This window comes from Streptomyces sp. TBY4 (genome assembly GCF_024213195.1).
GTDB lineage: Bacteria > Actinomycetota > Actinomycetes > Streptomycetales > Streptomycetaceae > Streptomyces.
Map to the genome: position 1 here is coordinate 440470 of NZ_JANAVF010000002.1, position 24912 is coordinate 465381.

A 24912-nucleotide genomic window follows, 5' to 3' on the forward strand; every position below is an offset into this window, starting at 1 on the left:
GCCGCAGCATGACGCAGGACGAGGGCCGGGACCGGGACGAGGACTGGGGCGAGGACCGGAGGCAGGGGCAGGAACCGCCGATGGTGGTGGTCGACGACGTGCGGCGCAGCTTCGGGACGGGGGAGCAGGCGGTGCACGCCCTGCGCGGCGTGTCCTTCGAGGTCCGCCGCGGCGAACTCACCGCCCTCAAGGGGCGGTCCGGATCCGGCAAGACCACCCTGCTGAACCTGGTCGGCGGCCTCGACACCCCGACCGGCGGCAGCGTCGCCCTCGACGGCACCGACCTGGCCGGCCTCGACGAGGACGGCCGCCTCGCGCTGCGCCGCGACCGGATCGGCTTCGTGTTCCAGTCCTTCGGCCTGATCCCCGCCCTGACCGCCGCCGAGAACGTCGGGGTCCCGATGCGGCTGCGCAAGGTACCGGCCAAGCAGCGCGAGGAACGGGCCCGCACCCTGCTCGCCCTCGTCGGCCTCTCCGAACAGACCGAGCAGCGCCCCGGCGAACTCTCCGGCGGCCAGCAGCAGCGGGTCGCCGTCGCACGGGCCCTGGCGAACGAACCCGATCTGATCATCGCCGACGAGCCGACGGGCCAGCTCGACTCCGACACCGGCCGGCAGATCATGCGGCTGCTGCGCGCGGTGGTGCGCAGCGAGGGGGTCACGGCGCTGGTCGCCACGCACGACCCGGCGCTGATGGAACTGGCGGACCGGGTCGTGGAACTGCGCGACGGACGCATCGTGGAGGCTTCGGCGGAGGAATGAGCCGGGCTTCGGTGGGCTACTCGGTGTGCAGGGCCGCGGCGATGGTCATCCGGGCCGCCGAACGGGCCGGGACCAGGGCACCCAGGACGGCGATCGCGACCCCCGCGCACAGCATTCCGGCGAGCTGCGGCGCGTGCCAGACGGCCTTCATCGACTCGGGGAAGGCGACGATGCCCACGTTGTCCACGACGAACCGGTGCGCGACGATCCCGAGCGGGATCCCGAGCAGGCCGCCGACCAGGCCGAGTCCGGTCACCGAGGTCACCGTCATCGCGACCACCTGGCGCGGGGTCATGCCGATGGACTTGAGCATGCCCAGGTCGCGGCGCCGGTCACGGGTGTTGAGCAGCACGGTGTTGAAGACGCCGAGTGCGGCGACGAGGGCCAGCATGACCGAGAAGACCGAGGAGAAGCCGACGACCGTGGCGGTGGCGGCGTTGACATTCACCGAGTTCCGCACCTCGCCGTGCAGTCCGGGGTCGACCGCGTCGACGGCGTCCGCGTAGGCGCGGGCGTCCGCCCCCGGGGCGAGCCGGACGGTGTACTCGACCGCGCGGCTGTCCGGGGCGAGTCGGCCGAGGGTCTCCCACGTGGATTCCAGGGCGCGCGCGTCGCTGTCGATCAATTGCCCGACGATGGTCGCGGCCACCCGCCTCCCGTTGGCCTCCAGGGTGACCCGGTCGCCGACCGCCAGCCCGCGTTCGGTGAGGAAGGCGGGGCCCACGGCGATCTCGCCGGGTCCGGTGGGGGCCCGGCCCTCCACGAAGGCTTCGGCCGGGGACGGTTTCCCGCGGTAGAAGCTTCCGAACGCGGGCTGCGCGTACCCGACCAGCCCGACCTGGGTCAGCCAGCGGCCCTGCACCTCCTGCGCACCCAGCGACCGCAGCCGATCTTCGATCTGCACGTCGCTCAGCAGCGGCTTGACGGAGTTGTTGCCGTGGCCGCCGACCAGGACGATGACCACCGGTCCGCCGGCGTCGTCGCGGCCGGACTGCGCGTACGAGACCATCGTGCTGGTCAGTCCGGTCGCCAGCGTCACCGTGGTGACACCGAGGACGATGGCGGCCATCGTCATGAAGGCGCGGCCGGGGCGGGCGAACGGGTGGCCGAGACCCAGGCTGACGGAGCGCGGCAGCCGCGAGGAGGCGAGCAGGCGCTGGACGCGCAGCCCGCGCCCGGTGCGGGGCGCGCCGCCCGCGCTGATGGCCCGCGCGGCCGGCAGCCGGTGTGCGCGCAGGGCCGGTACGAGCGCGGTCAGCACGACCAGGGCGGGCATCCCGGCCAGGCACGCGGCGCTGAGCCAGGGGGAGAGGGTGCCCACCCCCGCCATCCCCGTCTCGATGCCGGAGAACGCGATCTGCAGAATGGGCCCGGCCAGCGCGTTTCCGAGCAGGGTGCCGAGAACGCAGCCGGCCACGGCCGGGACCGAGACCATCGTCAGGTAGACGGCGACGACCTGGTTCGGAGTGAAGCCGATGGCCTTGAGCACGCCGATGTGCCGGTTGCCGGAGACCACGGCGCCGCTGACCACGTTGGCGACGATCAGGGCGGAGACGAGCAGGCCGAGGACGCCGAAGAGGGCCATGAAGGGCAGATAGGCCTCCGCCCGGGCGGAGAAGGCCTTCTTGAGGGTGAGGTAGGTCTGTGCGGCCGTCACGGAGTCCGCGGGAAGTCCTTCTGTGGCCACGGCGAGCGAGTCGCGCAGCTGCGCACTGGTGGCGGAGTCGGTGAAGCGGTAGAGCATCTGCGTGGACGTGGGGTGGAGGGCGGCTGCCTGATCGGGCGTCACCCAGGCGGCGGCCGACTTGCTCATGCTCGTCGCGAAACCGACGACGGTGAGCGTCGGGCGCCCGGGCACCTCCAGCTTGGTGCCGAGGAGATCGGCGTCCGGGGTCCCGTCCACGGCCCAGTCGACGACGATCTCGCCCGGGCCTTGCGGCCAGTGCCCCATCAGGACCTCGACCCGGTCCACCGGACCCGCCGGATCGGCGCGGCCCACCACGGTGAGCGGGCCGGGCGGCATCCAGAGCCAGCTCTCGGGGACATCGACGACGGCCTGGCGGAACGGGCCCGCCGCGGCCGCGACCCCCGGTCGGTGCGCCGTCCGCTCGAGCTGGGCGTCGGAGACCTTCGCCGGGTCGTACGTGGCCACGGTGTGCGCGCCGCGCTGCGCGGTGTACGCCTTGTCGAAGGGGCCCGAGGCGGCGGAGAGCAGGCCGAGGGCGAGCAGGACGGTCGTGGTGGCGCAGAGGACGACGAGGCCGATGACGAAGGTCTGGACCCTGCGGCGCTTCACGGCGGCCCGGGCGGCCCGCCACACGGCGCTCACGCGGAACGCTCCAGGATCTCGTCGCCGGTCTCGCCGTGGCTCTCGCCGTCGAGGGCGCGTTGGCGGGCGACGCGGCCGTCGGCCATCTCGACGAGGCGGCCGGCGCAGCGGGTGGCCAGGTGGGGGTCGTGGGTGACGATCAGGAGGGTCTGGCCTATCTGGTTGAGGTCGATCAGCAGGTCCATCACCTGCTCGCCGGAGCGGCTGTCGAGGGCGCCGGTCGGTTCGTCGGCGAGGAGCAGTGCCGGACGGTTCATCAGCGCGCGGGCCACTCCGACGCGTTGGCGTTCGCCGCCGCTGAGGGTCGCCGGGTAGTTGTTGCGGCGGTCGGCGACCCCGAGCTCGTCGAGGAGCTCCAGGGCGCGGCGGCGGGCCTGGCGCGCGGGGGTGCCGGTGAGCTGGGCGGCCAGCGCGACGTTGTCGAGGGCCGGGAGGTCGTCGATGAGGTTGAAGAACTGGAAGATCATGCCGACGTCGCGGCGGCGGTAGAGGGCGAGGCCGGTCTCCGTCAGGGTGCCGAGGTCCTGGCCGTGGACGTTGATCGTTCCGCCGGTGGGCCGGTCCAGGCCGGCCACCATGTTGAGCAGAGTGGACTTCCCGCAGCCGGAGGGTCCCATCACGGCGACGGCCTCGCCCCGGCGGATCTCCAGGGACAGGGCGTCGAGCGCCAGGGTGTCGCCGTACTCCTTCGATACGCGGTCCAGCCGGACGACGACCTGGCCGGAACTGTCGTGATGAGGTGTCATGGCACGAACCTAGAAGGGCGGCCGGACCTGCGGCGTCACCCCCCGGATGTAAACGGGGGGCGGGGTCATCCTGGAGATGTAGGCGGGAGCAGAACCGGGAGGGGGATGTGGACTACACGGGGTGCCTGCGAGGGTCGGGTGGGCGAAGATCTTGGGGTGAAGATCTTGGGGTGAGGGTTGCAGGGGGAGGGGGAGTCGTCGTGACGGAGGGTTGGGTCATCGGAGTCGTGGTGGCCGCGGGGTGCGCGGTGCTGTCGGCCGGGCTCGGGCTGACCGTGGCGCTGCTGCGGGCCCGCGCGGCGCACCGGGCGGCGATCGAGGAGCGCGGCTGGCTGCTGGAGCGGGAGCGGGAGACCGCGGCCCGCACCGCGGTGGACGCGGAGCGGGCCCGGATCGCGGCGGAGCTCCACGACATAGTCAGCCACAACGTCAGCCTGATGATCGTCCAGGCCGGGGCCGCCCGGGAGGTGCTGGCGACGATGCCGGTGGAGGCGGCGGCCGCGATGGCCGCGGTGGAGAAGGCCGGGCGCACGACCATGACGGAACTGCGGCACCTGCTGGGCCTGCTCGCTCCCGCGCAGGACGGACGTGACGAACCGTACGGGGGCGGCGCTGGCGAAAAGCGTGATTCTGTAGTGGAGTTGGCGCCGCAGCCGAGTCTGAGCCGCCTCAGTCCGCTCATCGACCGGATAGCCTTCGCCGGGCTGCCGGTGGAGGTCCGGATATCCGGCGAACCGAGGCCGCTGCCGGCCGGGATCGACGTCACCGCCTACCGGATCATCCAGGAGGCGCTGACCAACGCACTGAAACACGGGGACGGGGTGAAGGCCGAGGTGACGGTGAGATACGCCGACCAGGCGCTGAGGGTCGAGGTGCTCAACAGCGGACCGAGCGTGCTCTCCGGGGACCGGGCGGGGGACCGGGCCGGGGATCGGGAGCGGATACCCGGGCATGCCGGGAAGCCGGCCCCGGCCTCGGCGGGGAAGCCCGCCCCGGCCGCGTCCACCGCGGCGCGGCCGAAGGCCGATGGCGCCGGGCACGGGCTGGTCGGGCTGCGCGAGCGGGTCGCCGTGTACGGAGGCGACTTCGACGCACGGCGCCGCCTCGGTGGCGGCTACCGGGTGCGTGCCCGGCTCCCGCTGGAGCGGCCGTGACCACCCACGCCACGGCTGCCGAGCCGGACGCGAGGGCCGCCTCGCCCCGGGTGGTCATCGCCGACGACCAGGAACTCGTCCGCACCGGGTTCCGCATGATCCTCACCGCGCGGGGGATCGACGTGGTGGGGGTGGCCGCGGACGGGGTGGAGGCCGTCTCGGAGGTGCGCCGGCTGCGCCCCGACGTCGTCCTGCTCGACATCCGCATGCCGCGGCTCGACGGGCTGGAGGCGGCCCGGCAGATCCTCGCCGAAGCACCGGAATGCCGGGTGATCATGCTGACCACCTTCGACCTCGACCAGTACGTCTACGCCGCCCTCGCCGCGGGAGCCAGCGGGTTCCTGCTCAAGGACGTCACCCCCGAATACCTCGCCAACGCCGTACGGCTCGTCAACACCGGCGACGCGCTGCTCTCCCCCTCGATCACCCGCCGGCTGGTGGAGCGCTGCGCCTCGGCATCGGCCGCGCGCGGCGGCGGGGCCCCCGCACTCCACCCCGACCTGGACGCCCTCACCCCGCGCGAGCGCGAGGTGCTGACCCTCATGGGCCACGGGCTCTCCAACGCCGAACTGGCCCAGGAGTTCACGCTCAGCGAGGCCACCGTGAAGACCCATGTGGCCCGGATCTTCGCCAAGCTGAGCCTGCGCGACCGGGCCCAGGCGGTCGTCCTGGCCTACGAGACGGGCCTGGTCACCCCTGGTACGGCCTGACCCGTCTGCGGCAGCTACCCGTCTACGGCAGCTCGCGGGTGAGCCATATGTGCTCACCCTTGGCGTCCGTGGCCACGCGGTCCTGCTCGAAGTCGAGCTTCTCCAGGACGCGGAGCGAGGGTGCGTTCCACGGGCCGACGGTCGACCAGAGCCGCTTCCGCCCGGTCGCGACGGCGGCGTCGACCACGGCCCTGGCCGCCTCGGTGGCGTAGCCCTGCCCGTGCACGCGCTGGAAGAGCTCGTAGGCGATCTCCGGCTCCTCCAGGGTGGAGCGGCCGATGATCAGCCCGCAGTAGCCGATGAAATCGCCCTCCGCGCGGCGCTCGACGGGCAGCAGGGCGATGCCCGTCTCCGCGGTCGCGGCGAGGAACTCCGCGATGGACTTCCGGATGTCCTCGACCTCGTGGGTTCCCTTGCCGCGTTCGGCGAGCAGGTCGCACAACGCGGCGGCGTCCGACTCGGCCCAGGGCCGCAGGATCAGCCGCTCGGTCTCCAGGTGGTACGCCATCGTCTCGTACGTAGTCATGCACCCCACTCTGCCCCACCGGCCATCGCGCTCCGCGGGCGGAGTGCGGGGTATGCCCTCCGGTCAGGCCGCGGGCGGGCCGGAGTCCGCCAGGAGGTGCAGACGCAGGGCGAGTTGGAGCTCCAGGGCGCGGGCGGGGGAGTTCCAGTCCTCGCCCAGGAGCCGGCCGATCCGTTCGAGGCGCTGCACGACGGTGTTCACGTGGATGTGCAGCGCCTCCTTGGCCTTGGAGAGGCTCGCCCCGTGGACGTAGTAGGCCTGGAGGGTGCGGACCAGCTCGGTGCCCCGCTGGGCGTCGTAGTCGATGACCGGGCCGAGCACCTGGTCGACGTACCCGCCGACGTCACCCTGCTCCCCGAGCAGCAGGCCGACGAAGCCCAGGTCCGGCAGGGCGGCCCCGTGACCGGTGTGGCCCAGCGCGTGCAGGGCCCGCAGGCAGCGCACGGCCTCGGCGTACACGGCGGGCAGCCCGCCCTGGTCGCCGGCCGGTCCCGCGGAGCCCACGGTGACGGGCGTGCCCACCGCCTGCCCGAGCTCCGCCGCCAGCGACCGCGCGAGCTCCCCGGGCCGCTCGGCGGGGGCGAGCAGCACGACGTGCCCCTCGTGCAGCCCGGCCAGACCGCCCCGGTCACGGGCGCGGCGTGCGGCCTCCGCCGACAGCCGGGGCCGCTGCGCCGCGTCGCAGTGGAGCACCAGGAGGGAGTGCGGGCGTGCGAGGTCGACGCCCAGTTTGCGGGCCCGGATGGTGCGGCTGCCGCTGTCGGGGGAGTGCCCGGGGCTGCGCGGAGTCAGCAGGTCGCTGAGGAGCTCGCCGCGCACCCGGTCCTCGGCGTGCGCCACCGAGCGGCGCAGCAGCAGGAGGAGCGCGGTGACCAGGCCGGTGCGCTCGAACAGCCGCCGGTCGCTGTCCGACAGGTCGGCCCGGCCCGTCAGGGCGATGCTGCCCAGCAGTTCGGGCCCGGCCAGGACCGCGCAGACCCACACCCCGTCGACCGGTACGGCCCGGCCGCCGGAGCGGGAGGCAGCCACCCCCTGCGCGGGGGCGTCGATCGGGTCGGTGGCGACCCGGGCCAGCTCGGCGCCGTCGGCGTCGTGCACGACCAGCCCGCCCCGCAGCAGCGCGGCCACTTCCCGGGCCACATCGGTGACGTCCCCGCCGCGCAGCACCAGATCGGTGAGCCGGTCGTGGGTCTCGGTGGCCAGCCGCGCCGCCTCGCTGTGGGCCCGGGCGGCCTGGGTGGCGGCGTTCAGCTCGACCAGCGCCGTACGCGTCTCCTCCAGCAGCCGTGCCCCGTCGATGGCGACGGCGGCGTGGTCGGCGAGCGAGGAGAGCAGCGCGACCGCGTCGGGGGTGAACTCGCGGACCGACCGGTCGGCCGCGTAGAGCACCCCGATGACCCGCGAGGCGACGCGCAGCGGTACGCCGAGGATGCCCCGGAGCCCCTCCTCGCGCACCCCGGAGTCGATGGTGCTGGTGTGCCGGAAGCGGTCGTCGGCGCGGTAGTCGGCGCTGGCGTACGGCCGGGCGGTCTGCGCGACCAGGCCGCCGAGGCCCTCGCCCATGCCGAGGCGCAACTGCTGGAAGGCGGCGGAGACGGAGCCGTCGGTGACCCGCATGAACGTATCGCCCACGACGGGGTCGTTGAGGGTGAGGTAGGCGCAGTCCGTGCCGAGCAGGGTACGGGCCCGCCGCACGATGGCCCGTAGCACCGCGTCGAGATCGCGCAGCGCCGCGAGGTCGCCGGCCGTGTCGAACAGGGCGGTGAGCTCCGCCTCGCGCCGGCGGTGCTGGTCGAGCGTGCGCCGGATGCCGAGGGCGACCCGGGTCGCCTCCTCCACGAGGGCCTGATCGGCGGCGCCGGCACCGGCGGTACGGGCCTGCGCGCCGGGCCGGGCGAAGTCCTCGACGGGCGCGCCCTGGGCGAGCAGGTCCAGGAGCTGCCGCAACGCGGCCGCGGGCGCGGTGGGATCGTTCACGGGAGCCATGCTGGCAGCCCTTCGGTGCGGGGTGACGAGCGGGTCCGCCCGCCGGACCGGACGTACCGGTCACGGCGGGCGGACTGCGGGGCGGGCGGACGAGGGACGAGCGGACGACCTCAGGCGGAATCGGAGACGGAGGCCGCGTACCCACTCCTCCCCGCGGCCACCTCGGCTTGCTGCTCCGCCGCGCCCGCCTTCGGGACGGACAGGTCGCGGCCCCGGGTCTCGCGGGCGAAGAGCACGGTGAGCGTGGTGACGAGGGCGGCCGCCGACAGGTAGACGGAGACCGGCACGGAGGATCCGTAGTCCTTCAGCAGCTCGACGGCGATGATCGGGGCCAGCGCCCCCGCGATGATCGAGGCGAGCTGGGAGCCCATCGAGGCGCCCGAGTAGCGGACCCTGGTGTCGAACATCTCCGAGATGAAGGCGGCCTGCGGCCCGTACATGGCCCCGTGCAGCAGCAGCCCGGCGGTGACGGCGAGGGTGATGACGGTGAACGACTCCGAGTCCACCAGCGCGAAGAACGCGAACGCCCACACGGCCATGCCGACCGAACCGATCAGCGTCACCGGCCGGCGGCCGATCCGGTCCGACAGCGCGCCCCAGGCCGGGATGGTCAGGAAGTGGACGGCCGAGCCGATCAGGAGCGCATTGAGCGCGGTGGTCTTGGGGAGTCCGAGGTGGGTGGTGACGTAGACGAGGAGGAAGGAGGTGAGGACGTAGTACGAGATGTTCTCGCCGAAGCGGGTGCCGATGGCGCTCAGCACCTGCCGCCAGTCCTTGCGGAACACCTGGACCACGGGCGCCTTCTCCGTCTCGCCCCGCGCCGCGGCCGCGGCCTGGGCGGCGAGGAAGACGGGCGACTCCGACACCGAGAGGCGGATCCACAGCCCGACCACCACGAGGAGCCCGGAGAGCAGGAAGGGGATCCGCCAGCCCCAGGCGAGGAAGGTGGCGTCCGACTGCACGGCGGCGAGCAGCGCCAGCACTCCGGTGGCGAGCAGATTGCCCCCGGGAGCCCCGGACTGCGGCCAGGACGCCCAGAACCCGCGGTGCTCGGCCCCGCCGTGCTCGGACACGATCAGCACCGCCCCGCCCCACTCGCCGCCCAGCGCGAACCCCTGCACCAGGCGCAGCAGGGTCAGCAGGATCGGAGCCCCGACCCCGATGCTCGCGTGGGTGGGCAGCAGCCCCATCGCGAAGGTCGCTCCGCCCATCATCAGCAGACTCAGCACCAGCAGCTTCTTGCGCCCGACCTTGTCCCCGAAATGCCCGAAGACGACCCCGCCGAGCGGCCGGGCGAGGAACCCGATGGCGTAGGTGAGGAAGGCGATCAGGGTGCCCGTGAGCGGATCGGCGGTGGGGAAGAACAGCTTGTTGAAGACCAGGGCGGCGGCGGTCCCGTACAGGAAGAAGTCGTACCACTCGATGGTGGTCCCGATGAGACTGGCGGCGACGATCCGTCTGATGCCGGACGGGTCCTTCGATTCGGTTCCGGGGGAGACCATGTGCACCACTTCCAGGGTGTCTGCGGGGACGTCGGGTGTGGGCACAACGTAGAAGTCCGCAGGTCAGTGGCATATGTGGCGCGTCATCACAATCAACCCCACCTGAGTGTGCCGCACCACCATACGGCCCGGACCGCCCCCCGAGACCCCTCCGGAAGCGGCGGAAAGTCCCTGTCCGAATTGCAGATTTGCACCGGTTTCCAGGGGAAGAGTGCGTTGACCTGTCATTTCATGCCGCCCCCGGCCGGGTGCAGGGCGCGCGGCCCCCTTTCCGCTTCTTGTTGCCGAAGGGGGGAGGGTCGTCGGACATTGATCCGACGGCCTTCGGGGGTGCGCGATCGAGTCTCAGGTGTTGCAGGCTGTAATCAGCTCTGGTGGGACGAATACTGACCCCCCAGGGCCCCGAGGTCGTGCGCGTAGCGGCCGGCCGCGTGGGCGATGACGTCGATGTTGACGTCGAAGGAACGCATGTCGATGTTGGCGAGGTCGTCGCCGGGCTTGTGGTGGTTCACGTCGTACGCAGTGCCCGCCTGGCCGCCGAACCTGGCCGCCTGGGCCTCGGTCTTGAGGCCGTCGGAGCCGGTGAAGGTGCCTCCCGAGGGGATGCCTGCCGCGAGGAAGGGCGCGTAGTCCGACAAGCCGATGAAGTCGGTGCCCTCGTGCGGGACGCCCTTCGCGTCGAGGAAGTCGGTGATGCCCTTCTCGAGCTGGGCGGAGCCCTCCGGGCCGGGGCCCGCGCCGACGCGGTCGGAGTCGTCCCCGTCGCTGACGAAGAACGCGCCGTTCGGCGAGGCGATCGTCTCGAAGTTCAGGTAGAGCCGGATCTGCGCGCGCTGCTCCGGCGTCAGGGCGGAGAGGTACGCCTGCGAGCCCGCGACGCCGAACTCCTGCGCCGACCACCAGGCGAACCGCACCTTGTTGCCCACCTTGCCCTGCGACTTGGCGAGTTTCAGCGCGACCTGGAGGAGCCCGGCCGAGCCGGAGCCGTTGCCGTTGATGCCGGGGGTGCCGTGCTGCGAGTCGAGGTAGGAGCCGAGGAGGACCGTGTTGGCGGCGTCCCCGCCGCGGGTCTCCGCGACCACGTTGAAGCTCCGGCGGTTCTCGCGCAGTTCGTGGATGTCGAGAGTGACCGTCACCGGCCCGGCGGCGGCCTCCGCGGTCAGCGCCGCGCCGTCCTCCTGGCTGATCCCTCCGGTGGGGATGCGGGCGAGGGAGGAGTCCCCGATGGTCCCGTTGATCTTGCCGGAGGTGTTGTTGTAGACGATCGCGCCGAGCGCGCCCGCCGCGTGGGCATTGCCCTGCTTGACGGCGAAGGAGCAGCCGCCACGCTTGACCAGGGCGATCCTGCCGGTGAACGCGCCCGCCGCGAAGTCGCCCGGCTCGCAGCCGTGGGTGTTGTCGGCGTCGACGGGGACCACGGCCAGCTCCCCGGTGACCCCGCCCTCGGGGCTGCGGGCGGTGAACGCCATGAGCTGTACGGTGACCTCGCGCGGGGTGGGCGAGTCGACGGTGAGGGATTCGGCGAGGTCCTCGGTGTAGACGAAGTCGAACTCCTGGCGGGAGGTCCGGTAGCCGGCGTTGCGCAGCACCCCCTCCACGTACGCGGCCGAGGCCTCGTGGCCCTTCGAACTCGCGACCCTGTTGCCGCCGTTGTAGTCCGCGGCCGACTGGAACACCCGCAGGTGCCGGAGGGCGTCCTTGGCCGTGGATTCCCGGACGAGTTGGGCCGCCAGGGCCGTGCCGCGGGCGGCGGCGGCCCGGCCCGGGTCTTCGGCGCCCGCGGCGGCGGGGCCGGCGAGGAGCAGCGGGGAGAGGAGTGCGGCGGCGGCCAGGGTGGCGGTCGCCGCTGCGGTACGACGTGCGGACATGGCTGGGTGCCCTCTCACGGCAGGTCGAACGGACCGGTCGGCAGGGCCGTGGTCGGCGGTCGACGATCGGGAAGAACGTGCGTGTCGGGAGGAGATCGAGGCACGCTAACCCTGCGGCGGGCCCCTGCCAAGGAGAAGATCCGAGCCGGGCCGGGCGCCCGGATTATTGGCCGAGATGCGGCGGACATACGGCTGAGGACGGCTGCCGGTTCGCAACTCAGCGGTCTTTAGAGGCAGTTGGCTGGTTCGCCCCCCTGACACCCTCACGCGTGATCCCGTATCCATTGTCGTGAGCGCCGGTGAGACCCACCGCGTGCCGACAGGACAGTGCGCCCGAGGGCGCCGGTAGCGCGAGGGTGGCAGACCAGTGCTGGCCAGAACCGAAAGATCCTCGTCAGATCCCGTCCACGGTCCTCCGGCGGACCCCGATTTACCCGGTTGTCCCGGGCCCGCCCCGGACCCGACCGGCGGGGGCGGGCCGGCCGACGGGCCGACGTACCGGATCCTGGGACCCCTGGAGGTCCGCCGGGGCGGGGTGCCGTGCACGCCCAGCTCCCTGAAGCGGCGCGCCCTGCTCACGCTGCTGCTGCTGCACGCCAACCGCCGTTTCCCGATCTGCTCCCTGATCGGCGAGTTGTGGGACGACCGGCCGCCGCGCTCGGCCGTGGCGACCGTGCAGATGTACGTGTCCGGGCTGCGGCGCGTGCTCGCCCCGGAGCACAGCAGCGGGGGCGGCGACCCCCGCAGGCACCCGCTGCTGCTCACCTCCGGCAACGGCTACCTGCTGCGCGTACAGCCGGGGGAGCTGGACCTCGACCGGTTCCGCACGCTGGCCGCGCGCGGCCGGGAACTGCGGGCCGCAGGCCACTGCACCACCGCGGCAGAATCGTTTCACCGGGCCCTGGCCCTCTCGCGGGGCACCCCCTTCGGGGACCTTGGACCGGCCTGCCTGCCCGCGCACTACACCGTCCGGCTCGAAGAGGAGCGGCTTGCCCTCGTCCACGACCGGATCGGCGCCGACATCTGCAGTGGCCGGGCCCGCGAGGTTGTCGGTGAGCTGGAGGAACTGTGCGCGCGCCACCCGCTGCGCGAGGACTTCCACGAGCAGCTGATGCTCGCCCTGGCCGCCACGGGCCGCCGCGCCGAAGCCCTGCACGCCTACACCCGGGCCCGGCGCGCCGTGGTGGAGGACACCGGAATCGAACCGGGACCGGGCCTGCGCACGGCCCAGCAGGCCCTGCTCAGCGGGGCCCGGCCCGACAACACCCGGCACGACGGCTGCCGCCCGGCGGGCGCACTCCACCCCGTGGCGCTCGGCGGCTGAGGGCCGCACGGACGCGCATCCGCAGGGCCACGAGTACGTACGGCTGCGGGTTCGCACGACCGTACCCGCACGCAGCCGTACACCAGCTCGCGCAGACAGCAGTACGCCGGTATGCGCGCTCCGCGTACCGGCGTACTCACCCTGCTGACCCGCCTACCCCGCTCAGCCCCCGAGGCTCCAGTCGAGCCGCCGCCGGAAGTACACGAGGGGGTCGTCCTCCGCCACCGCGCAGCCGACCACCTCGCCCACCACGATCACGTGGTCGCCGTGCGGGAGCACCGCCCCCGCACGGCACTTCGCGAACACCGGGACGCCCGCCAGCCGCGGCACCGTGCCGTCCCAGTCCCAGACCACGTCGGCGAACTTGTCCCCGGAGCTGCCCGCGAAGGTCCTCGCCAGCGCCGCCTGGCTGCGGGCCAGCAGGTGGACGCCGAAGTGCGCGTCCGGCCCCGCCGTGATCTCCCGGCAGGTCCGGGAGGTGCGCGCCAGCGCGACGAGCACCGACGGCGGGTCCGCGCTGTACGAGCAGACCGAGGAGACGAGCAGCCCCGAGGGCCGGCCGTCGCCCCGCCGGGCGGAGACCACCGCCACCCCCGAGACCAGCCGCGACATGGCCTCGGTGAACGCGGCCCCGGACACGGCCCCGCCGGTCCCGCGCTCCCGCTGCACCTCCCGCTGGCGCTTCCGCTGCATCTCCTGCTGACGGAGGTCCATCCCGGCCCCTACGATTGCGCGCGCTCGGTCGCGCGCAGGCAGGTCTCCCGGCGGCTGCGGGCCTCTTCGTCGTCGGTGACGGCGAGGACGGCGTCGAAGTCCGCCACAGCCTGGACCAGGCTGCCCGCCGCCTCGTGGACCACGCCCCGGTTGAACCGGAACTCTGGCCGGCCCTCCAGCTCCACCGCCCGGTTGAAATCGGCCAGTGCGGTGGCCAGATCGCCTTCCCCATAGGCGAGTTCGCCCCTGATCGCCCAGGCCTCGGCCAGCTTCGGATCGTGGCGCAGGGCCGCGTCGAGGGAGTCGCGGGCCTCGGACGTACGGCCCTCTTCCCCCCACAACCGGCCCTGGAGGCAGAGTAGATGGGGGTGCTCGGCGTCGACCAGCAGCCCGGCTTCGACATCGGCCAGGGCCGCCTTGGCCTCGCCCTGGTCGGCGAGCAGGCCCGCGCGGGCGAGGAGGGCCTCCAAGTTGCCCGGCTCCAGTTCGAGGGCCCGGTCGAAGTCGGCCAGTGCGCCGTCGAGGTCGCCGAGTTCGAGCCGGGCCTCGCCGCGGTTGTAGTGCACCTCGGGGAAGGGCGATTCCAGGGCGATGGCCTGCTCGTAGTCGGCTATGGCCTCCTCGATGCGGCCGAGCCGGCGGAGCATGCTCCCGCGGTTGAAGTAGTGGTCGGCGAAGTCGTGGTCCATGTCCATGATGGAGGCGTAGTCCTCGAGGGCGTCCTCCAGCCGGCCGCTCATGCCGTTGACCTGGGCGCGGTTGTAGCGCAGGCCGACGCGGTGCCAGGTCCGCTCGCCGATACCGAGCTCGCGGTCGAGCCGCTCGATGCCCTCGTCCAGCAGCCGCAGGGCCTCGTCGATGCGGCCGGCGCGGACCTCGACCAGGGCCAGGCCGTTGCGGTTGAACACGGAGAAGAAGGCGCGTTCCTTCAGGTCCGGCAGCAAGTCCGAGATCGCGATGGCCTGGTTGACGTACGCGCGGGCCCTGCGCTCGTCGCGCAGCTCCGGCGGGAAGTGGCGGGCGTACAGCATGCCCGTCTCGTAGGCGAGGCTCATGTGGTGCTTGGGCATGGTGGTCTGCGAGCGCGCCTCCTCCTGGACGACGGCGGACTCCTCCGGCCGTCCGGCGGCGGCCAGGCACACGCCCGTCTCGCGGGTGAAGGGCCACCAGAGTTCGGGCCGCACGTCGGGGCCCGTACGGTGGCGGCCCTCCTCGCCCATCTCCGCCGCCGCGTGGTAGAAGCCCAGGTACTTGCAGCGGAGCTGGGCCGAGCGCAGGGCGTCGAGTCCGGCGCCGTCGCCGTCGCTGCCGCGCAGCAGGTGGTAGGGGAGGGTGCCCAGCCGGAGCGAGGGCTCCTCCTCGGCGCGGGCGGCGACCTCCTCGGCCCGGCGGTCGTGCAGGGCGGCGCGCTCGGGGCCGGTGAGGGCCTCGTACGCGGCGCGCAGTGCGGGCTCGTCGCTGATGCAGTCGCCGGCCACGTACCGGGCGGCGGCATCGGCCAGGCTGCCGGACCCGGCGCCGTCGGGGGCCGGCCCGTCGGGCTCGGCGCCCGAGGGGGCCCCGGGGCGGTGGACGCGGGTGGTGCGCACGGCGAGTTCCGCGGGCAGGGACACGGAGACCATGCCCGGCGGATCTTCGAGCTCCGCGGTGTCGGTGGCGACGACCAGGGTCAGGAGCTCGGCGGGGATCCGGCGCAGGGCGGCGGCGAGGAACTCGTGGTCGGTGACGTCGGCGTGCTGCACGTTCTCCACGACGAGGGTGCGCGGGCCGTCCCCGGATCCGGGGAGGGCCGCGAGCAGGAAGTCCACGATCCCGTGCGAGACGCGCAGCGAGTGCAGCCGGGCCGGGTAGCGGCTGGCCTCGCCGGGTGCATTGGCTATCTTCTCCAGGGCGCGGATCCTCTGCGGTACGAGGGGCGCCAGTTCCGGGGTGCTCTCCTGGAGCTCGATGTAGTGGCGGGCGGCCAGTTCGGGCATGCGGCGCAGCGCCTCGGGGGCGACCTGGCGCAGCAGGGCGCCCGCCGCGGAGTAGGGGCCGCGCAACCGCCGGTGCGCGTCGACCACGGCCAGGGGGGCGGGCAGGCCGAGTCCGGCCCGCAGGCGGTCGCGTTCGCGGCGCAGGGGCGCCGCGATCCAGTAGTGGCCGGTCATCAGGACTCCTTCGTGGATTCCGCGGCCTTCGGGCCGGGGAGGATACGGAGCTCCCGCGTTGCGGGACAGGGGGAGCCGGTTCGCCTGCTGGGTGGAGCGGTCGGGGGATCGCGGCCGGAGTCCTGGCGAAGCGGGTGGTCACCGACGCGAAGCGAATGCCCGGGCGGGCGTGGCTCGTCGAGGTGGGGGGCCGAGCCGACGGGGGCGTCCGTCAGCCGATGACGTGGTGGGTGCGGGAGGAGCGGGAGGTGCGGGCGCGCAGGCGCTCCCGGGCGGCGATCCAGATCGTGAGGGCGGTCTGCCAGAAGGCCATGATGAGGAAGGTCGAGGAGTCCAGCAGCTCGACCCAGCTGGAGTCCTCGCCGCCGAAGCGGCTGACGGCTCCGGAGATCATCTCCACGAAGACGGGGGCGAGGGCCAGCAGGAAGGTGCTGAGGCTGAAGGTGTAGCCGGCCACGATCAGCCAGGAGTACCAGCGGGCGGCCCGGCGGTCTACGGGGTGCCACAGGGATTCGTCCGCCAGCCCCTCGGTGCGCCCGCGCAGCCGCAGGAAGCGGTTGCGCAGCAGGCGTACGGACGTGGTGTGCAGGTCCACGCAGCCGAGCATGGTGGTGATCAGCACGTACACGTCGGTGCGCAGGTAGAGGAAGAACTGCCACAGCACCCGCAGCACAGCGGCGAAGGCCACCGCGAGGCAGACGCGGCTGGCGGTGGTTTCGGCACCGCCGGGGCCGCGGGCGGCGTCGGCGACGGTGATGAGGAGGGAGACGAGGACGACGTCGACGACCATCCCGGCGACGATCGGCAGGTAGCGCTTGCGGCGTTCCACGGCGACGAGCCCGTCCAGGGCCGTTTCGACCACGAGGAAGTAGAAGCGGTGCGACAGCCTGGTCTTGGAGCCGATGCCCAGACGCCGGGCGGCCAAGGCGTGGAAGGCCTCGTGGATGGCGATCAGGGGTACCGCGGCTACCAGCATGACCAGGCTGATGACGGCGTAGTACTCGCTGAACAGCATGTCTTCCGCGGCCGGTACGAGGTCCGGGGAGCGGATCATGCACCAGAGCGCCCAGGCGGTGATCAGCCCATAGCAGATCCAGGCGGGCGGGGAGAACAGGGCGCGGCCGAGCCGCTGCCAGCGCACCGGGCCCGTCTGCGCGGGCTCCTCGCCCTCCTCGCGGACGAAGCCGAGTTCGCGCAGGGCGCCGATGATGTCGTCGATGTCGACCTGTTCGCCGTACTCGGCGGAGTACCAGTCGGCGGCCTGCGACGGGGTGGCGCCGGCCTCGAGGCGGCGCACGAGGTGGGCGCCGTCGACCGGGAAGATCCCGTAGGAGTCCGTGTCGGGCCGCCCGATGGTGACCTCTTCGCCGTCCTCCAGGTAGACCAGCGGGTGGAACGGCAGGGGCGTGTCCGCCTCACTGCGGATGCCGTGCTCCGGCATGGGGCCTCCCTCGGCTTGCGGTCCGGACCGGCCGCGGGCAGGGCCCGCCGCCCGGGAGGCGCCGTCGTGCCGACGGACGGCCCGAGTCGCCTCGGGCGGTCCGGGGCACGACGGCGCCGGGCCCCGGCCGATCAGGTGCCGGGGCTCAACTCGGCCAGGATCAGCTCGGGTTGGTGTAGACGTCGCACGCCGAGGAGGTCAGACGGACCGGACCGGCCTTGCGGACCTGGATCTTCTTCATGGGAATCTCCTTCACATCAGTGGGTGATGCGGACGTGCCCATCCTGGCGAGGGCCGCCATCGTTTCCCCAAATCTCCGCCAAACGCTTCACGGGGCGCGCACGAGGCGGTCGACCGGGAGCGGGAGCGGATCGACGCCGTGTACGGGCTCCCGGCCCAGCTGCTGGGCGGGCGCGCCCGGGCGACATCGCCCTGCCCGACAGCTCCACCCACGCCTGGAGCTCCGCCTTCTACGCCCTCGCGGACCTGATCGACGAGCGCACCCGGCTGGTCGGCGTGGCCCACGTCCCGACCAGCGGCGGGCTCGTCAACCCGGCCGCGCGGATCGCAGAGATCCCCCGGGCCGCCGGGGGTCCCCTACCTGCTCGACGCCACCCAGTCGGTCGGGCAGTTCCCCGTGGACGTCGAGGCGCTCGGCTGCGACATGAGCAGGCCAACCGTCTCATCGAGGCGGGATAGGGGCGGGAGAAACTGGTGGCCGCGTGCGCGTCGTAGCGAGGCGCGCACGGTCTGGGTGTCGGCCTGTGGCTCCTGAAGGCAGATCCGACGGAGGCACCGGTCAACCCGAACTCCAGCTGCGTTGCCGAGGTCGAGCTGCTGCTTCCTCAAGGGCGGCGGTCACGCGTCTTGCCGACTGCTTCCAGGATGTGTACGGCTGCGGTCCGGAGCTGAGGCCGCTCTCGCACGAAGCGGCGGACAGCACGTGCAGGCTCGCGGCTGAACCAGTGGAGAGCCGCACCGGGACTGCGCCGCAGAAGAGCGCCTTCATGAACCGTCAGCTCTCCTGTTTTGAGGGAATCCTTGTAGGCGGCGTCACCTCTGCCGAGGTCGAGCATTTCGATGCCGGCGGCAGCAGCCGCCTCGATCGTGCGGAGATGGAGAACGAGACCGGGGGAGAACTGGGCGAAACCCCGGTCGTAGGCGGGGAACCAGTACGACAGCACGGTGCGTGAGCGCAGCCCGAAGTGCGCGGCGACAGGCCTGTCGCCTGCGTAGAGCACCGATAACAGGCCCGAACAGTCGGGTGTGTCCGTGTTGGCCAGGATGCTTACCAGGTTGTTGATCCAATTCTGGGCGAATCGGTCGCGCCGGCCTGTACGGCGGTACTGGGCGGATTTCCATGCCACCAGCGTCCGCAAGGCCGCCGGATCTCGTTCGTCGAACACGAACCTCAGCGGCCCGACCCGGCGTCCCAGCCGGCGGTCCTGCGCCCGGGTCGACTTCAGGAACGTGCGGGAGCGTGTTCGGAGCAGGTTCTCGTAGTGGGTGTAGCCGCCGCTGAGATCGATGACGGGGGAGGCGAATCGCCCTGTGGCGAACGGCAGGAACAGGTCCTGGCCGCTTTCGAGATGGTTGAACTCCCAGACGCTCAGGGAGCTGGCGCGCAGGAGTTGGTGCGGATCCACGTGTACGTCGGGGTGCAGGACGGCGCCTTGGCAGTCGGAAACGCCCAGGCCGATCGCACGGCCGCGGCCCCACCGGCCCCGCTCGAAGGGGAAGAAGCCGGCGGGCTCGCCGTCTTGGCGCACGACCGCGACCCTGGCGCCCGGCCGGACACGGCCGACCGTCTGGCAGAACTCAGGGCTCATGAAGGGATTGGCGACGGGCGCCGTCCTGGCCCGCAGCGCGCTCCACAACTGCAGGTCTGTCGGGCTCATGTCGGCAGGGTGCAGCACGTCGATGCGTTGATTGGGCACGTCGGCTCCTGGTTCATTGGATTGCTCGCGGGGCCGTGGGCCGACCTGCCCACACGAGCGGTGGGTAGCGGCCGGGCCGGGCACAACCGCCGCACGGGCAAGGCCCCGGCCTGCGTCAGCGGCCCGCGCGGGGTCCCCCCTCCGGCTGCCCAGCTCGATGGCGAAGTGGCGTCGAGACGAGTGGGCTCCCATGGCCTCGCGACTGCCGAAGTGTCGGACAGCTGCAGGCGGCGACGCCGAGGCCGACCGCGGCGCACCACCGTGTCGGCCAGGAGGGCTTCGCGAGAGGGCGCACCTGTCCGAATGCTTCGAAAGCCGACGGACGGCCGTGGATCCCGCGAGCCGTTCGGGGTGATCCAGGGGACGAAGGGAGCGCCCAGACGTACGGCAAGGGAATCTAGCTCGCCTTGCACGGAGCTCCGGTGCCGTGGGCAGGTGGTGTCGACCATGCGCAGTGTCCAGCCGAAGACGGCCGTCAGCGCGAGACCATCTCCCAGGTGACCGAACCATCAGCGGGTGCTTGCCTGGGCGACGGCCATGGCACTCAGGTCGGTGGTCAGTGAACTTCTCCTTCCGGTTCGCGGCAAGGCTGCGGCGAACACGACAGTAAAGGGGGCAGCCCACGTCACACTTCTTCCGGACGCCGAAGCGAAGCGAGGGAGAAGAGGTGGGTGAAAGAAGAAGGAGCGCGCAGTCATGACCGTACCCATACTGGTCGAGAGGGTGCGTGCGGCGGCCTGGAACAAGAAGGCTGGTGTATCCGAACCTTCGCTCTAGGCCCCCTTCTAAGGGATTAGCCTGGCCGCGTAGCCCCCAGACGGCGTGCCTCACGATTCGATGTTGTGGTTCGGGCGGAACAGGTTGCCGGGGTCGTAACGGCGCTTCAGGGACCGGAGCCGGTCGTGGTTCTGCCCGTAGTTGGCGGGCACACGGTGCTGGGCCGCCGGCGCCCTGGCCACCCTGACGCTGATGCGGACGGTGCAGGACGTAGAGCGCGACTGCGCGGGCCAGGCCGAGCAACCCCAGCGCCACCCACGGCAGTGTCGGCACTCCGGCATCGCGCGCGGCGTCCAGCGCCACGCCTGTCAGGAGGTTGCCGACCGTGATGCCGATTCCGCAGATGGTGTTGTCCAGGCCGTAGTGCGTGGCCACGAGACGGTTGCCCGCGAGGCGGACGATGGTGTCCATCTCGAAGGGGTAAGCGATCATCGTGCCGAATGCGAGAAGCAGCGCCGAGAGCGCCGAGGGCGTGCCGGCCATGAGCCACAGGCCCGGCTCCTCACCGCCCAGGCGGCTGACCTTCAGCGGCAGGGACAGGTAGACCTGGAAGGCCATGACGTACGAGCGGGTCATGGCCAGCGAGATCAGCCGGGATCCAACCTTCAAGGGCCAGCCCGCGTCGTCCAGGGGGCGGGAGGCGTGGGCGAGGTATTCCTCCTTGGGCGGGGCGCTGGTCCCGCTGTGGTCCGCGCCAGGCTTGGCCCTGTCTGCACCGGACGCCGCGACCGACATCGACGTGAGCCTGCGCGACGGCATCCAGGCAGCCATCGAGATCCGCCGCCGGCTCCTCAAGGGGCACCCGACCTCCGCGGCCTCTACAAGGTCACCGCGCTGCTGGCGAAGATCCAGCTCCGTTTCAGTGGGATCGAGTGCCCCTCCGACGGTGACGCCTGACCGTCCTCCTTGACGTCGACCGGCAGGATACGAGCGACGTCACTACCGTCCGCACGGAGCGGCCCGCCGCCGAGGCGCTTGCGACCCGCGTTCTCCAGTGCTGGTTGGGCACCCTTCCCGGGGAGACGCGGTGAGCACAAGCATCAGGCGGTCCCCGACGACAGCGGTCACCTTCCACAAGCCGGCGGCGACCCGCGAAGAGGCTGACGTCGAGGCGAAGGGATGGGCCAGACCACGGGCGGGAGCGGCCTTGGCGACAGGCACACGGAGCGGTTGCTGCGGACGGTCGGGCCGTTGGGGGCGACGACGGTACCGAACCGTGACGTGAGCCGTCGGCGGCGTGCGTGTCAGCCGTGGCGCAGAGACCCCAGCAGGCCTTCCGGGAGGTGCTCCGAGTGGGCGTCGGCCACCGCCGCCGGGTCGGTGTGTCAGTCGAGAGGAGGGTGCTCGGGCCGGCGCGGCAGCGGCACGGGCTCGGCGCTTCCGAGTCGCCGGGCGACGTCCTCGCGCAGCTTCGGCAGCAGCGCGTAGAGCGTGTCACCGGGACACGCGGTGCTGTTGAAGTCCCGGTGCCCGTAGATCTCGGAGGCCGGCACGTCGTACTGGCGGCACACGCGGGCGCACAGGTCGGCGAGGACGGAGAACTGCGCCGGCGGAGGCTGCACCGTCATGTAGGTGCCCTCGTTCTCGATGCCGATGGCCACGTTGTTCTGGCCGACGCAGTGGGCGCCCCGTACCGTCTGGGCGCCGGCGTCCAGCGCGGCGAGGCTGTGGTGCCGCCCCTCGAGGACGAAGGCACCCCTGCTGATGGTGAAGTGCTGGCCGGTGTCGATCCAGCCCTGCATGTCCATGTGGTACGTCTGGATGGCACGGGCGAGCCTGAGGGCCCGGTCCCGCGAGTAGTCCGTGACGTTGGCCGTGGCCGTGTGGTGGATGATGATCTTCTCCGGCCGCGAGGCGAGCAGTACGACGGGCTCGGACGCCTCGCGGGCGCCCCAGCCGGCGCAGTCGGTGATCTCGGGTGCCGGGTGGTCGTCGCGGCGCTGGAATGCACGGGGACCGGTGGAGGCCCTGGCCGGGGAGGCGGCGGCGGGGGGCAGGATGGAGGCGGCTCCGACCGCGAGCGCGGCGGATACCAGAGCCCTGCGGGTGAGCCGGGAGTGCGGTGTGAATGTCATGGAGCAGCCGTTCCGGTGGGGGAGACGTCCCATGGAACGAGGCGGGGCCCCTGGGGGGCACGCAGGCGCTCCGGGGGCGCGGTCCGTTGATCCTTTGGGAGGACGGCGAGTCGGCCGCACGGTGTAGGGCGGCTCAGCTGCCCGGCCGGCCGGGTCACGGCCGACCCAGGTCTTGGCCCGGCCCAGGGCCCGGAGTCGTCACCGGTGGCCGCGGTGCCGCGGAGGCTCACACCCGGCCGGCACGGACGACGTCCGGCGCCGGCCCGGCAAGGCTCAGTCCGTAGGGTGAGGGTCCGGCGGGTAGCGGGTAGCGGGTAGCGGGTAGCGGGTGGCGGGTTCGCGGCTCGCGGTCCGGTCGCCGCCGCTTCTCAGGAGCCTTTGTTGAGTTCCGCGACGATCGAGGCGGGGGTGTGTCCGCTGCCGTCGGACAGGCGGTGGAAGTCGACGGAGACGAAGTTCGGAGTGCGGCCCCCGCTGGCGGTCCGGCACTGCTCCGCGATGCGGTTCCTGAGCTTGGCCCCGTTGTCCAGGGACGCGGTGAGGACCGTGGGCACGTTGCGGTGGTGGCTCATCGTGAACAGCCGCCGGAATCCGGGTTCCTGCCGGTCCAGGGGCACGTCGGGCCAGCGGGTGACGCACGCGAGGTCGTCGCCCAGGTCGCCGAGGCTCCAGTAGTTGCTCACGGTCCAGGACCTGTCGTACATGACGCCCAAGTGCTCGCGGTCGGACCGGTCCGAGAAGACGATCAGGCGCTTGCCGGTGGTGACGAGGTCGGCCACCTTCGGCCAGCCCTGCTGCCGTACGCCCCACTCGTCGGGCCGGAACAGCAGCGGGTCGATCCCGCGGACCCTGCCGAGTGACTGCCGGAGTTGCTCGGCGCTGACGTAGTCCTCGAGGAATACGGTCACCACCTCCTGCGGATGGGAGGCCAGGAAGTCGACCACTGTCTGCATGGTGCCGTGGAAGGACTGCCTCGGGAGCGCGTACGTGACTCCGGCGAAGGTCTTGCATTCGCCGTGGCACAGGTAGACGTCGCTCGGGTAGCAGTCGCTGCCGAAGCTGATGACGCACAACCAGGTGCTGCGCTCGTACCAGTGCGTGTCCAGGCTCAGGGCGCGGACACCGCCCTCGAGCTGTGCGCGCACCGACTCGGACTGGTTCACAGAACTCCAGCGGGAGTCCTCGTAGTTGGTGAAGGAGTTGTGGGTGGTCAGGAAGGAGGCCTCGTCGAGGCGGCGGTCGCCCCAGCGGGCGGCGGCCTCGCCCGCCGCCCGCTGGGGGGCGGGGGAGAGGGGTGGAGGGGCCGCGGCGGCGCCCGGTGCGCAGAGGAGGGCCAGAAGGAAGAGGCACACCAAGAGGCGGAGCCCTCTTCTTCGCGCCGATGAGGTGCCGGGCCGCCGGAGGGGCGCGCCACCCTTGGAAGGCGTGTCCATGTCAAACATGGCCGGGAGGGTACCGTGTCCGGCGAGGACATGCCTCCCCTCGGACGGCCTCGGCCGAATCCGCCCGCGGTGCGGCCTGAGGCACGCGTCGGCGGGGAGGGCGCGTTCTCGGCGTTGCGGGTGCAGTCGGTGTCGCGGTCGCCACCCTCGGCCTGGCTCCCGGACCGGACTGAAACAGAACCGCAACAGGACCTCATGGCGGCGGAATCAGGGTCGCACCGGTCCGGAAGCACGTCTCCTCGAAGGTGAATTCGGGTGCGGGAACCGCACTCGTTCCTTTCCGGAGGTGCCCCCCATGTCCGCCACCCGCTGCCGCTCCGGCTTGCGCAGGTCGCTCGCCCTCTCGCTGTCCGCCGTCCTGGTGACCGGCGCGGGCACCTGGTACGCCTTCGGCGGCGACGAGCACCCCAGCCCGAAGGCTGCCTTCGTGACCTCCCTGGCCATGTCGATGGACCTGCCGTGGCCGACGGAAGGCCAGGCGAGCGCGGAAGTCGAGGGGATCGGCAGCCTCGGCACCAAGGGCGAGCAGACGCCGGTACCGATCGCCAGTGTCACCAAGGTCATGACCGCCTACGTGATCCTCGCCGGCCACCCGATGCCCGGCGAAGCACCCGGCGCAAAAGTGATCGCCGACCAGCAGGCGGCCGACGAGTCCTACTCCTCGGTCGAGTCGACCGCCCCCGTCGTCGCGGGGCGCGAATACACCCAGCGCCAACTCCTGGAACTCATGATGCTGCCCTCCGGCAACAACGTCGCCAGGCTCCTGGCCCGCTGGGACGCGGGCGGCCAGGAAGAGTTCGTCCAGAAGATGAACAAGGCCGCCGCGGCACTCGGCATGGACCGCACCACCTACACCGGGGCCTCCGGTATCGAGTCCAGCACGATGAGCACAGCGGCCGATCAGCTGAAGCTGGCCCGCGCCGTCATGAAGAACGAGGCCTTCCGTCAGATCGTGGCCACGCCCGCCGTCACGGCCCCCGGCGTCGGCGTGCAGATACACAACAGCAACAAGCTCCTCGGGCAGGACGGGGTCATCGGGTTGAAGACCGGCTCCTCCACCCCGGCCGGCGGCAACCTCATGTGGGCCGCTACCCAGGAGGTGGCGGGCGTCCCCCGCCTCATCCTCGGAGTCGTCCTCCACCAGCGGGCCGACACCAACCCCACCGCCGGCATGGCCGCCGCCTTCGACTCCAGCCGCACCCTGATCACCGCCATCCGCGCCGCCCTCCCACAGGCCCTCGCCGCACAGACTCCGCAGACCTGACCTGGCGCAGCCGCAGCAGGACTGGGTGGAGGGCCGACGTGACCCCGTGCTGGTTCTGTGCTGGTTCAGGTGGCCCGTTCGCCGAGAAGCCGCAGGTGGTAGCTCTGATCGGATGAGTTGTCGTACCACTCGATGGTGGTCCCGATGAGACTGGCGATGACCACCACACCTCCTGAGGAGGGCTGCTTCGGACCTGCCTCAGGCGG

18 protein-coding genes are annotated in these 24912 nt (G+C 72.1%); 5 read left to right on the forward strand and 13 right to left on the reverse strand.

Annotated elements, in window-relative coordinates:
- Window positions 1-80 precede the first annotated feature (80 nt).
- On the forward strand, window positions 81-761 hold the full coding sequence (locus NLX94_RS06315; protein ID WP_254381874.1) for an ABC transporter ATP-binding protein: 681 nt from the start codon (window positions 81-83) through the stop codon (window positions 759-761).
- A 16-nt stretch (window positions 762-777) separates the two neighbouring features.
- On the opposite strand, the gene NLX94_RS06320 is transcribed toward NLX94_RS06315, so the two are convergent.
- Both NLX94_RS06320 and NLX94_RS06325 read right to left on the reverse strand, forming a co-directional pair.
- The gene (locus tag NLX94_RS06320) at window positions 778-3090 is read right to left on the reverse strand and encodes an FtsX-like permease family protein (RefSeq protein WP_254381593.1); all 2313 of its coding nucleotides are present in this window, start codon (window positions 3088-3090) and stop codon (window positions 778-780) included.
- A complete protein-coding gene (locus tag NLX94_RS06325) occupies window positions 3087-3836 on the reverse strand; it encodes an ABC transporter ATP-binding protein (protein ID WP_254381594.1) in 750 nt (249 codons plus the stop codon). Before NLX94_RS06325 ends, NLX94_RS06320 begins: the two co-directional genes overlap by 4 nt.
- Window positions 3837-4036: 200 nt before the next feature.
- On the opposite strand from NLX94_RS06325, the gene NLX94_RS06330 reads away from it, so the two are divergent.
- Together NLX94_RS06330 and NLX94_RS06335 are read left to right on the forward strand one after the other, a co-directional pair.
- Window positions 4037-4990 carry a histidine kinase gene (locus NLX94_RS06330; RefSeq protein ID WP_254381595.1) on the forward strand — a complete coding sequence of 318 codons (954 nt, stop codon included), beginning with the start codon at window positions 4037-4039 and terminating at the stop codon, window positions 4988-4990.
- Window positions 4987-5700 (forward strand): response regulator transcription factor, encoded by a 714-nt coding sequence (locus NLX94_RS06335; RefSeq protein WP_308402386.1) that lies wholly within the window; start codon window positions 4987-4989, stop codon window positions 5698-5700. The genes NLX94_RS06330 and NLX94_RS06335 overlap by 4 nt, the downstream gene beginning before the upstream one ends.
- Before the next feature lie 22 nt (window positions 5701-5722).
- Here NLX94_RS06335 and NLX94_RS06340 read toward each other — a convergent pair whose 3' ends face one another.
- The 4 genes from NLX94_RS06340 to NLX94_RS06355 form a co-directional block, all read right to left on the reverse strand.
- Window positions 5723-6226, reverse strand: coding sequence for a GNAT family N-acetyltransferase (locus tag NLX94_RS06340; protein ID WP_254381596.1), 504 nt, complete (start codon window positions 6224-6226; stop codon window positions 5723-5725).
- 63 nt (window positions 6227-6289) lie between these two features.
- A complete protein-coding gene (locus NLX94_RS06345; RefSeq protein ID WP_254381597.1) occupies window positions 6290-8212 on the reverse strand; it encodes a GAF domain-containing protein in 1923 nt (640 codons plus the stop codon).
- Window positions 8213-8322: 110 nt separating this feature from the next.
- On the reverse strand, window positions 8323-9714 hold the full coding sequence (locus tag NLX94_RS06350) for an MFS transporter (protein WP_254381876.1): 1392 nt from the start codon (window positions 9712-9714) through the stop codon (window positions 8323-8325).
- A gap of 365 nt (window positions 9715-10079) precedes the next feature.
- Window positions 10080-11582: a M28 family peptidase gene (locus NLX94_RS06355; protein ID WP_254381598.1), complete on the reverse strand. Its 1503-nt coding sequence runs from the start codon at window positions 11580-11582 to the stop codon at window positions 10080-10082.
- A gap of 535 nt (window positions 11583-12117) precedes the next feature.
- On the opposite strand from NLX94_RS06355, the gene NLX94_RS06360 reads away from it, so the two are divergent.
- On the forward strand, window positions 12118-12906 hold the full coding sequence (locus tag NLX94_RS06360; RefSeq protein WP_254381599.1) for an AfsR/SARP family transcriptional regulator: 789 nt from the start codon (window positions 12118-12120) through the stop codon (window positions 12904-12906).
- A gap of 162 nt (window positions 12907-13068) precedes the next feature.
- Here the strand turns inward: NLX94_RS06360 and NLX94_RS06365 are convergent, their stop codons facing one another.
- The 7 genes from NLX94_RS06365 to NLX94_RS06395 all read right to left on the reverse strand — a co-directional run bounded on the left by NLX94_RS06365 (window position 13069) and on the right by NLX94_RS06395 (window position 23352).
- Window positions 13069-13620 (reverse strand): flavin reductase family protein, encoded by a 552-nt coding sequence (locus NLX94_RS06365; RefSeq protein ID WP_254381600.1) that lies wholly within the window; start codon window positions 13618-13620, stop codon window positions 13069-13071.
- 8 nt (window positions 13621-13628) lie between these two features.
- On the reverse strand, window positions 13629-15770 hold the full coding sequence (locus NLX94_RS06370) for a tetratricopeptide repeat protein (RefSeq protein WP_254381601.1): 2142 nt from the start codon (window positions 15768-15770) through the stop codon (window positions 13629-13631).
- Window positions 15771-15981: 211 nt separating this feature from the next.
- The gene (locus tag NLX94_RS06375; RefSeq protein ID WP_254381602.1) at window positions 15982-17211 is read right to left on the reverse strand and encodes a hypothetical protein; all 1230 of its coding nucleotides are present in this window, start codon (window positions 17209-17211) and stop codon (window positions 15982-15984) included.
- Window positions 17212-18056: 845 nt separating this feature from the next.
- Entirely contained in the window at window positions 18057-19148 is a 1092-nt protein-coding gene (locus NLX94_RS06380) for a GNAT family N-acetyltransferase (protein WP_374683907.1), read from the reverse strand.
- 827 nt (window positions 19149-19975) lie between these two features.
- Window positions 19976-20107, reverse strand: a complete 132-nt coding sequence (locus NLX94_RS06385) for a BBE domain-containing protein (protein WP_374683908.1) — start codon at window positions 20105-20107, stop codon at window positions 19976-19978.
- 1143 nt (window positions 20108-21250) lie between these two features.
- On the reverse strand, window positions 21251-22000 hold the full coding sequence (locus tag NLX94_RS06390) for a peptidoglycan recognition family protein (RefSeq protein WP_254381603.1): 750 nt from the start codon (window positions 21998-22000) through the stop codon (window positions 21251-21253).
- A 368-nt stretch (window positions 22001-22368) separates the two neighbouring features.
- Complete coding sequence (locus NLX94_RS06395; protein WP_254381604.1) at window positions 22369-23352, reverse strand: PI-PLC domain-containing protein; 984 nt, start codon at window positions 23350-23352, stop codon at window positions 22369-22371.
- A gap of 385 nt (window positions 23353-23737) precedes the next feature.
- On the opposite strand from NLX94_RS06395, the gene NLX94_RS06400 reads away from it, so the two are divergent.
- On the forward strand, window positions 23738-24706 hold the full coding sequence (locus tag NLX94_RS06400; RefSeq protein WP_254381605.1) for a D-alanyl-D-alanine carboxypeptidase family protein: 969 nt from the start codon (window positions 23738-23740) through the stop codon (window positions 24704-24706).
- Window positions 24707-24912 lie beyond the last annotated feature (206 nt).

Bases quoted from the DNA above. Each gene is read 5' to 3' on its own strand.
- NLX94_RS06315 (WP_254381874.1), top strand. From the start codon at position 81: ATGGTGGTGGTCGACGACGTGCGGCGCAGCTTCGGGACGGGGGAGCAG.
- NLX94_RS06325 (WP_254381594.1), bottom strand. From the start codon at position 3,836: ATGACACCTCATCACGACAGTTCCGGCCAGGTCGTCGTCCGGCTGGAC.
- NLX94_RS06340 (WP_254381596.1), bottom strand. From the start codon at position 6,226: ATGACTACGTACGAGACGATGGCGTACCACCTGGAGACCGAGCGGCTG.
- NLX94_RS06345 (WP_254381597.1), bottom strand. From the start codon at position 8,212: ATGGCTCCCGTGAACGATCCCACCGCGCCCGCGGCCGCGTTGCGGCAG.
- NLX94_RS06350 (WP_254381876.1), bottom strand. From the start codon at position 9,714: ATGGTCTCCCCCGGAACCGAATCGAAGGACCCGTCCGGCATCAGACGG.
- NLX94_RS06355 (WP_254381598.1), bottom strand. From the start codon at position 11,582: ATGTCCGCACGTCGTACCGCAGCGGCGACCGCCACCCTGGCCGCCGCC.
- NLX94_RS06365 (WP_254381600.1), bottom strand. From the start codon at position 13,620: ATGGACCTCCGTCAGCAGGAGATGCAGCGGAAGCGCCAGCGGGAGGTG.
- NLX94_RS06370 (WP_254381601.1), bottom strand. From the start codon at position 15,770: ATGACCGGCCACTACTGGATCGCGGCGCCCCTGCGCCGCGAACGCGAC.
- NLX94_RS06375 (WP_254381602.1), bottom strand. From the start codon at position 17,211: ATGCCGGAGCACGGCATCCGCAGTGAGGCGGACACGCCCCTGCCGTTC.
- NLX94_RS06390 (WP_254381603.1), bottom strand. From the start codon at position 22,000: ATGACATTCACACCGCACTCCCGGCTCACCCGCAGGGCTCTGGTATCC.
- NLX94_RS06400 (WP_254381605.1), top strand. From the start codon at position 23,738: ATGTCCGCCACCCGCTGCCGCTCCGGCTTGCGCAGGTCGCTCGCCCTC.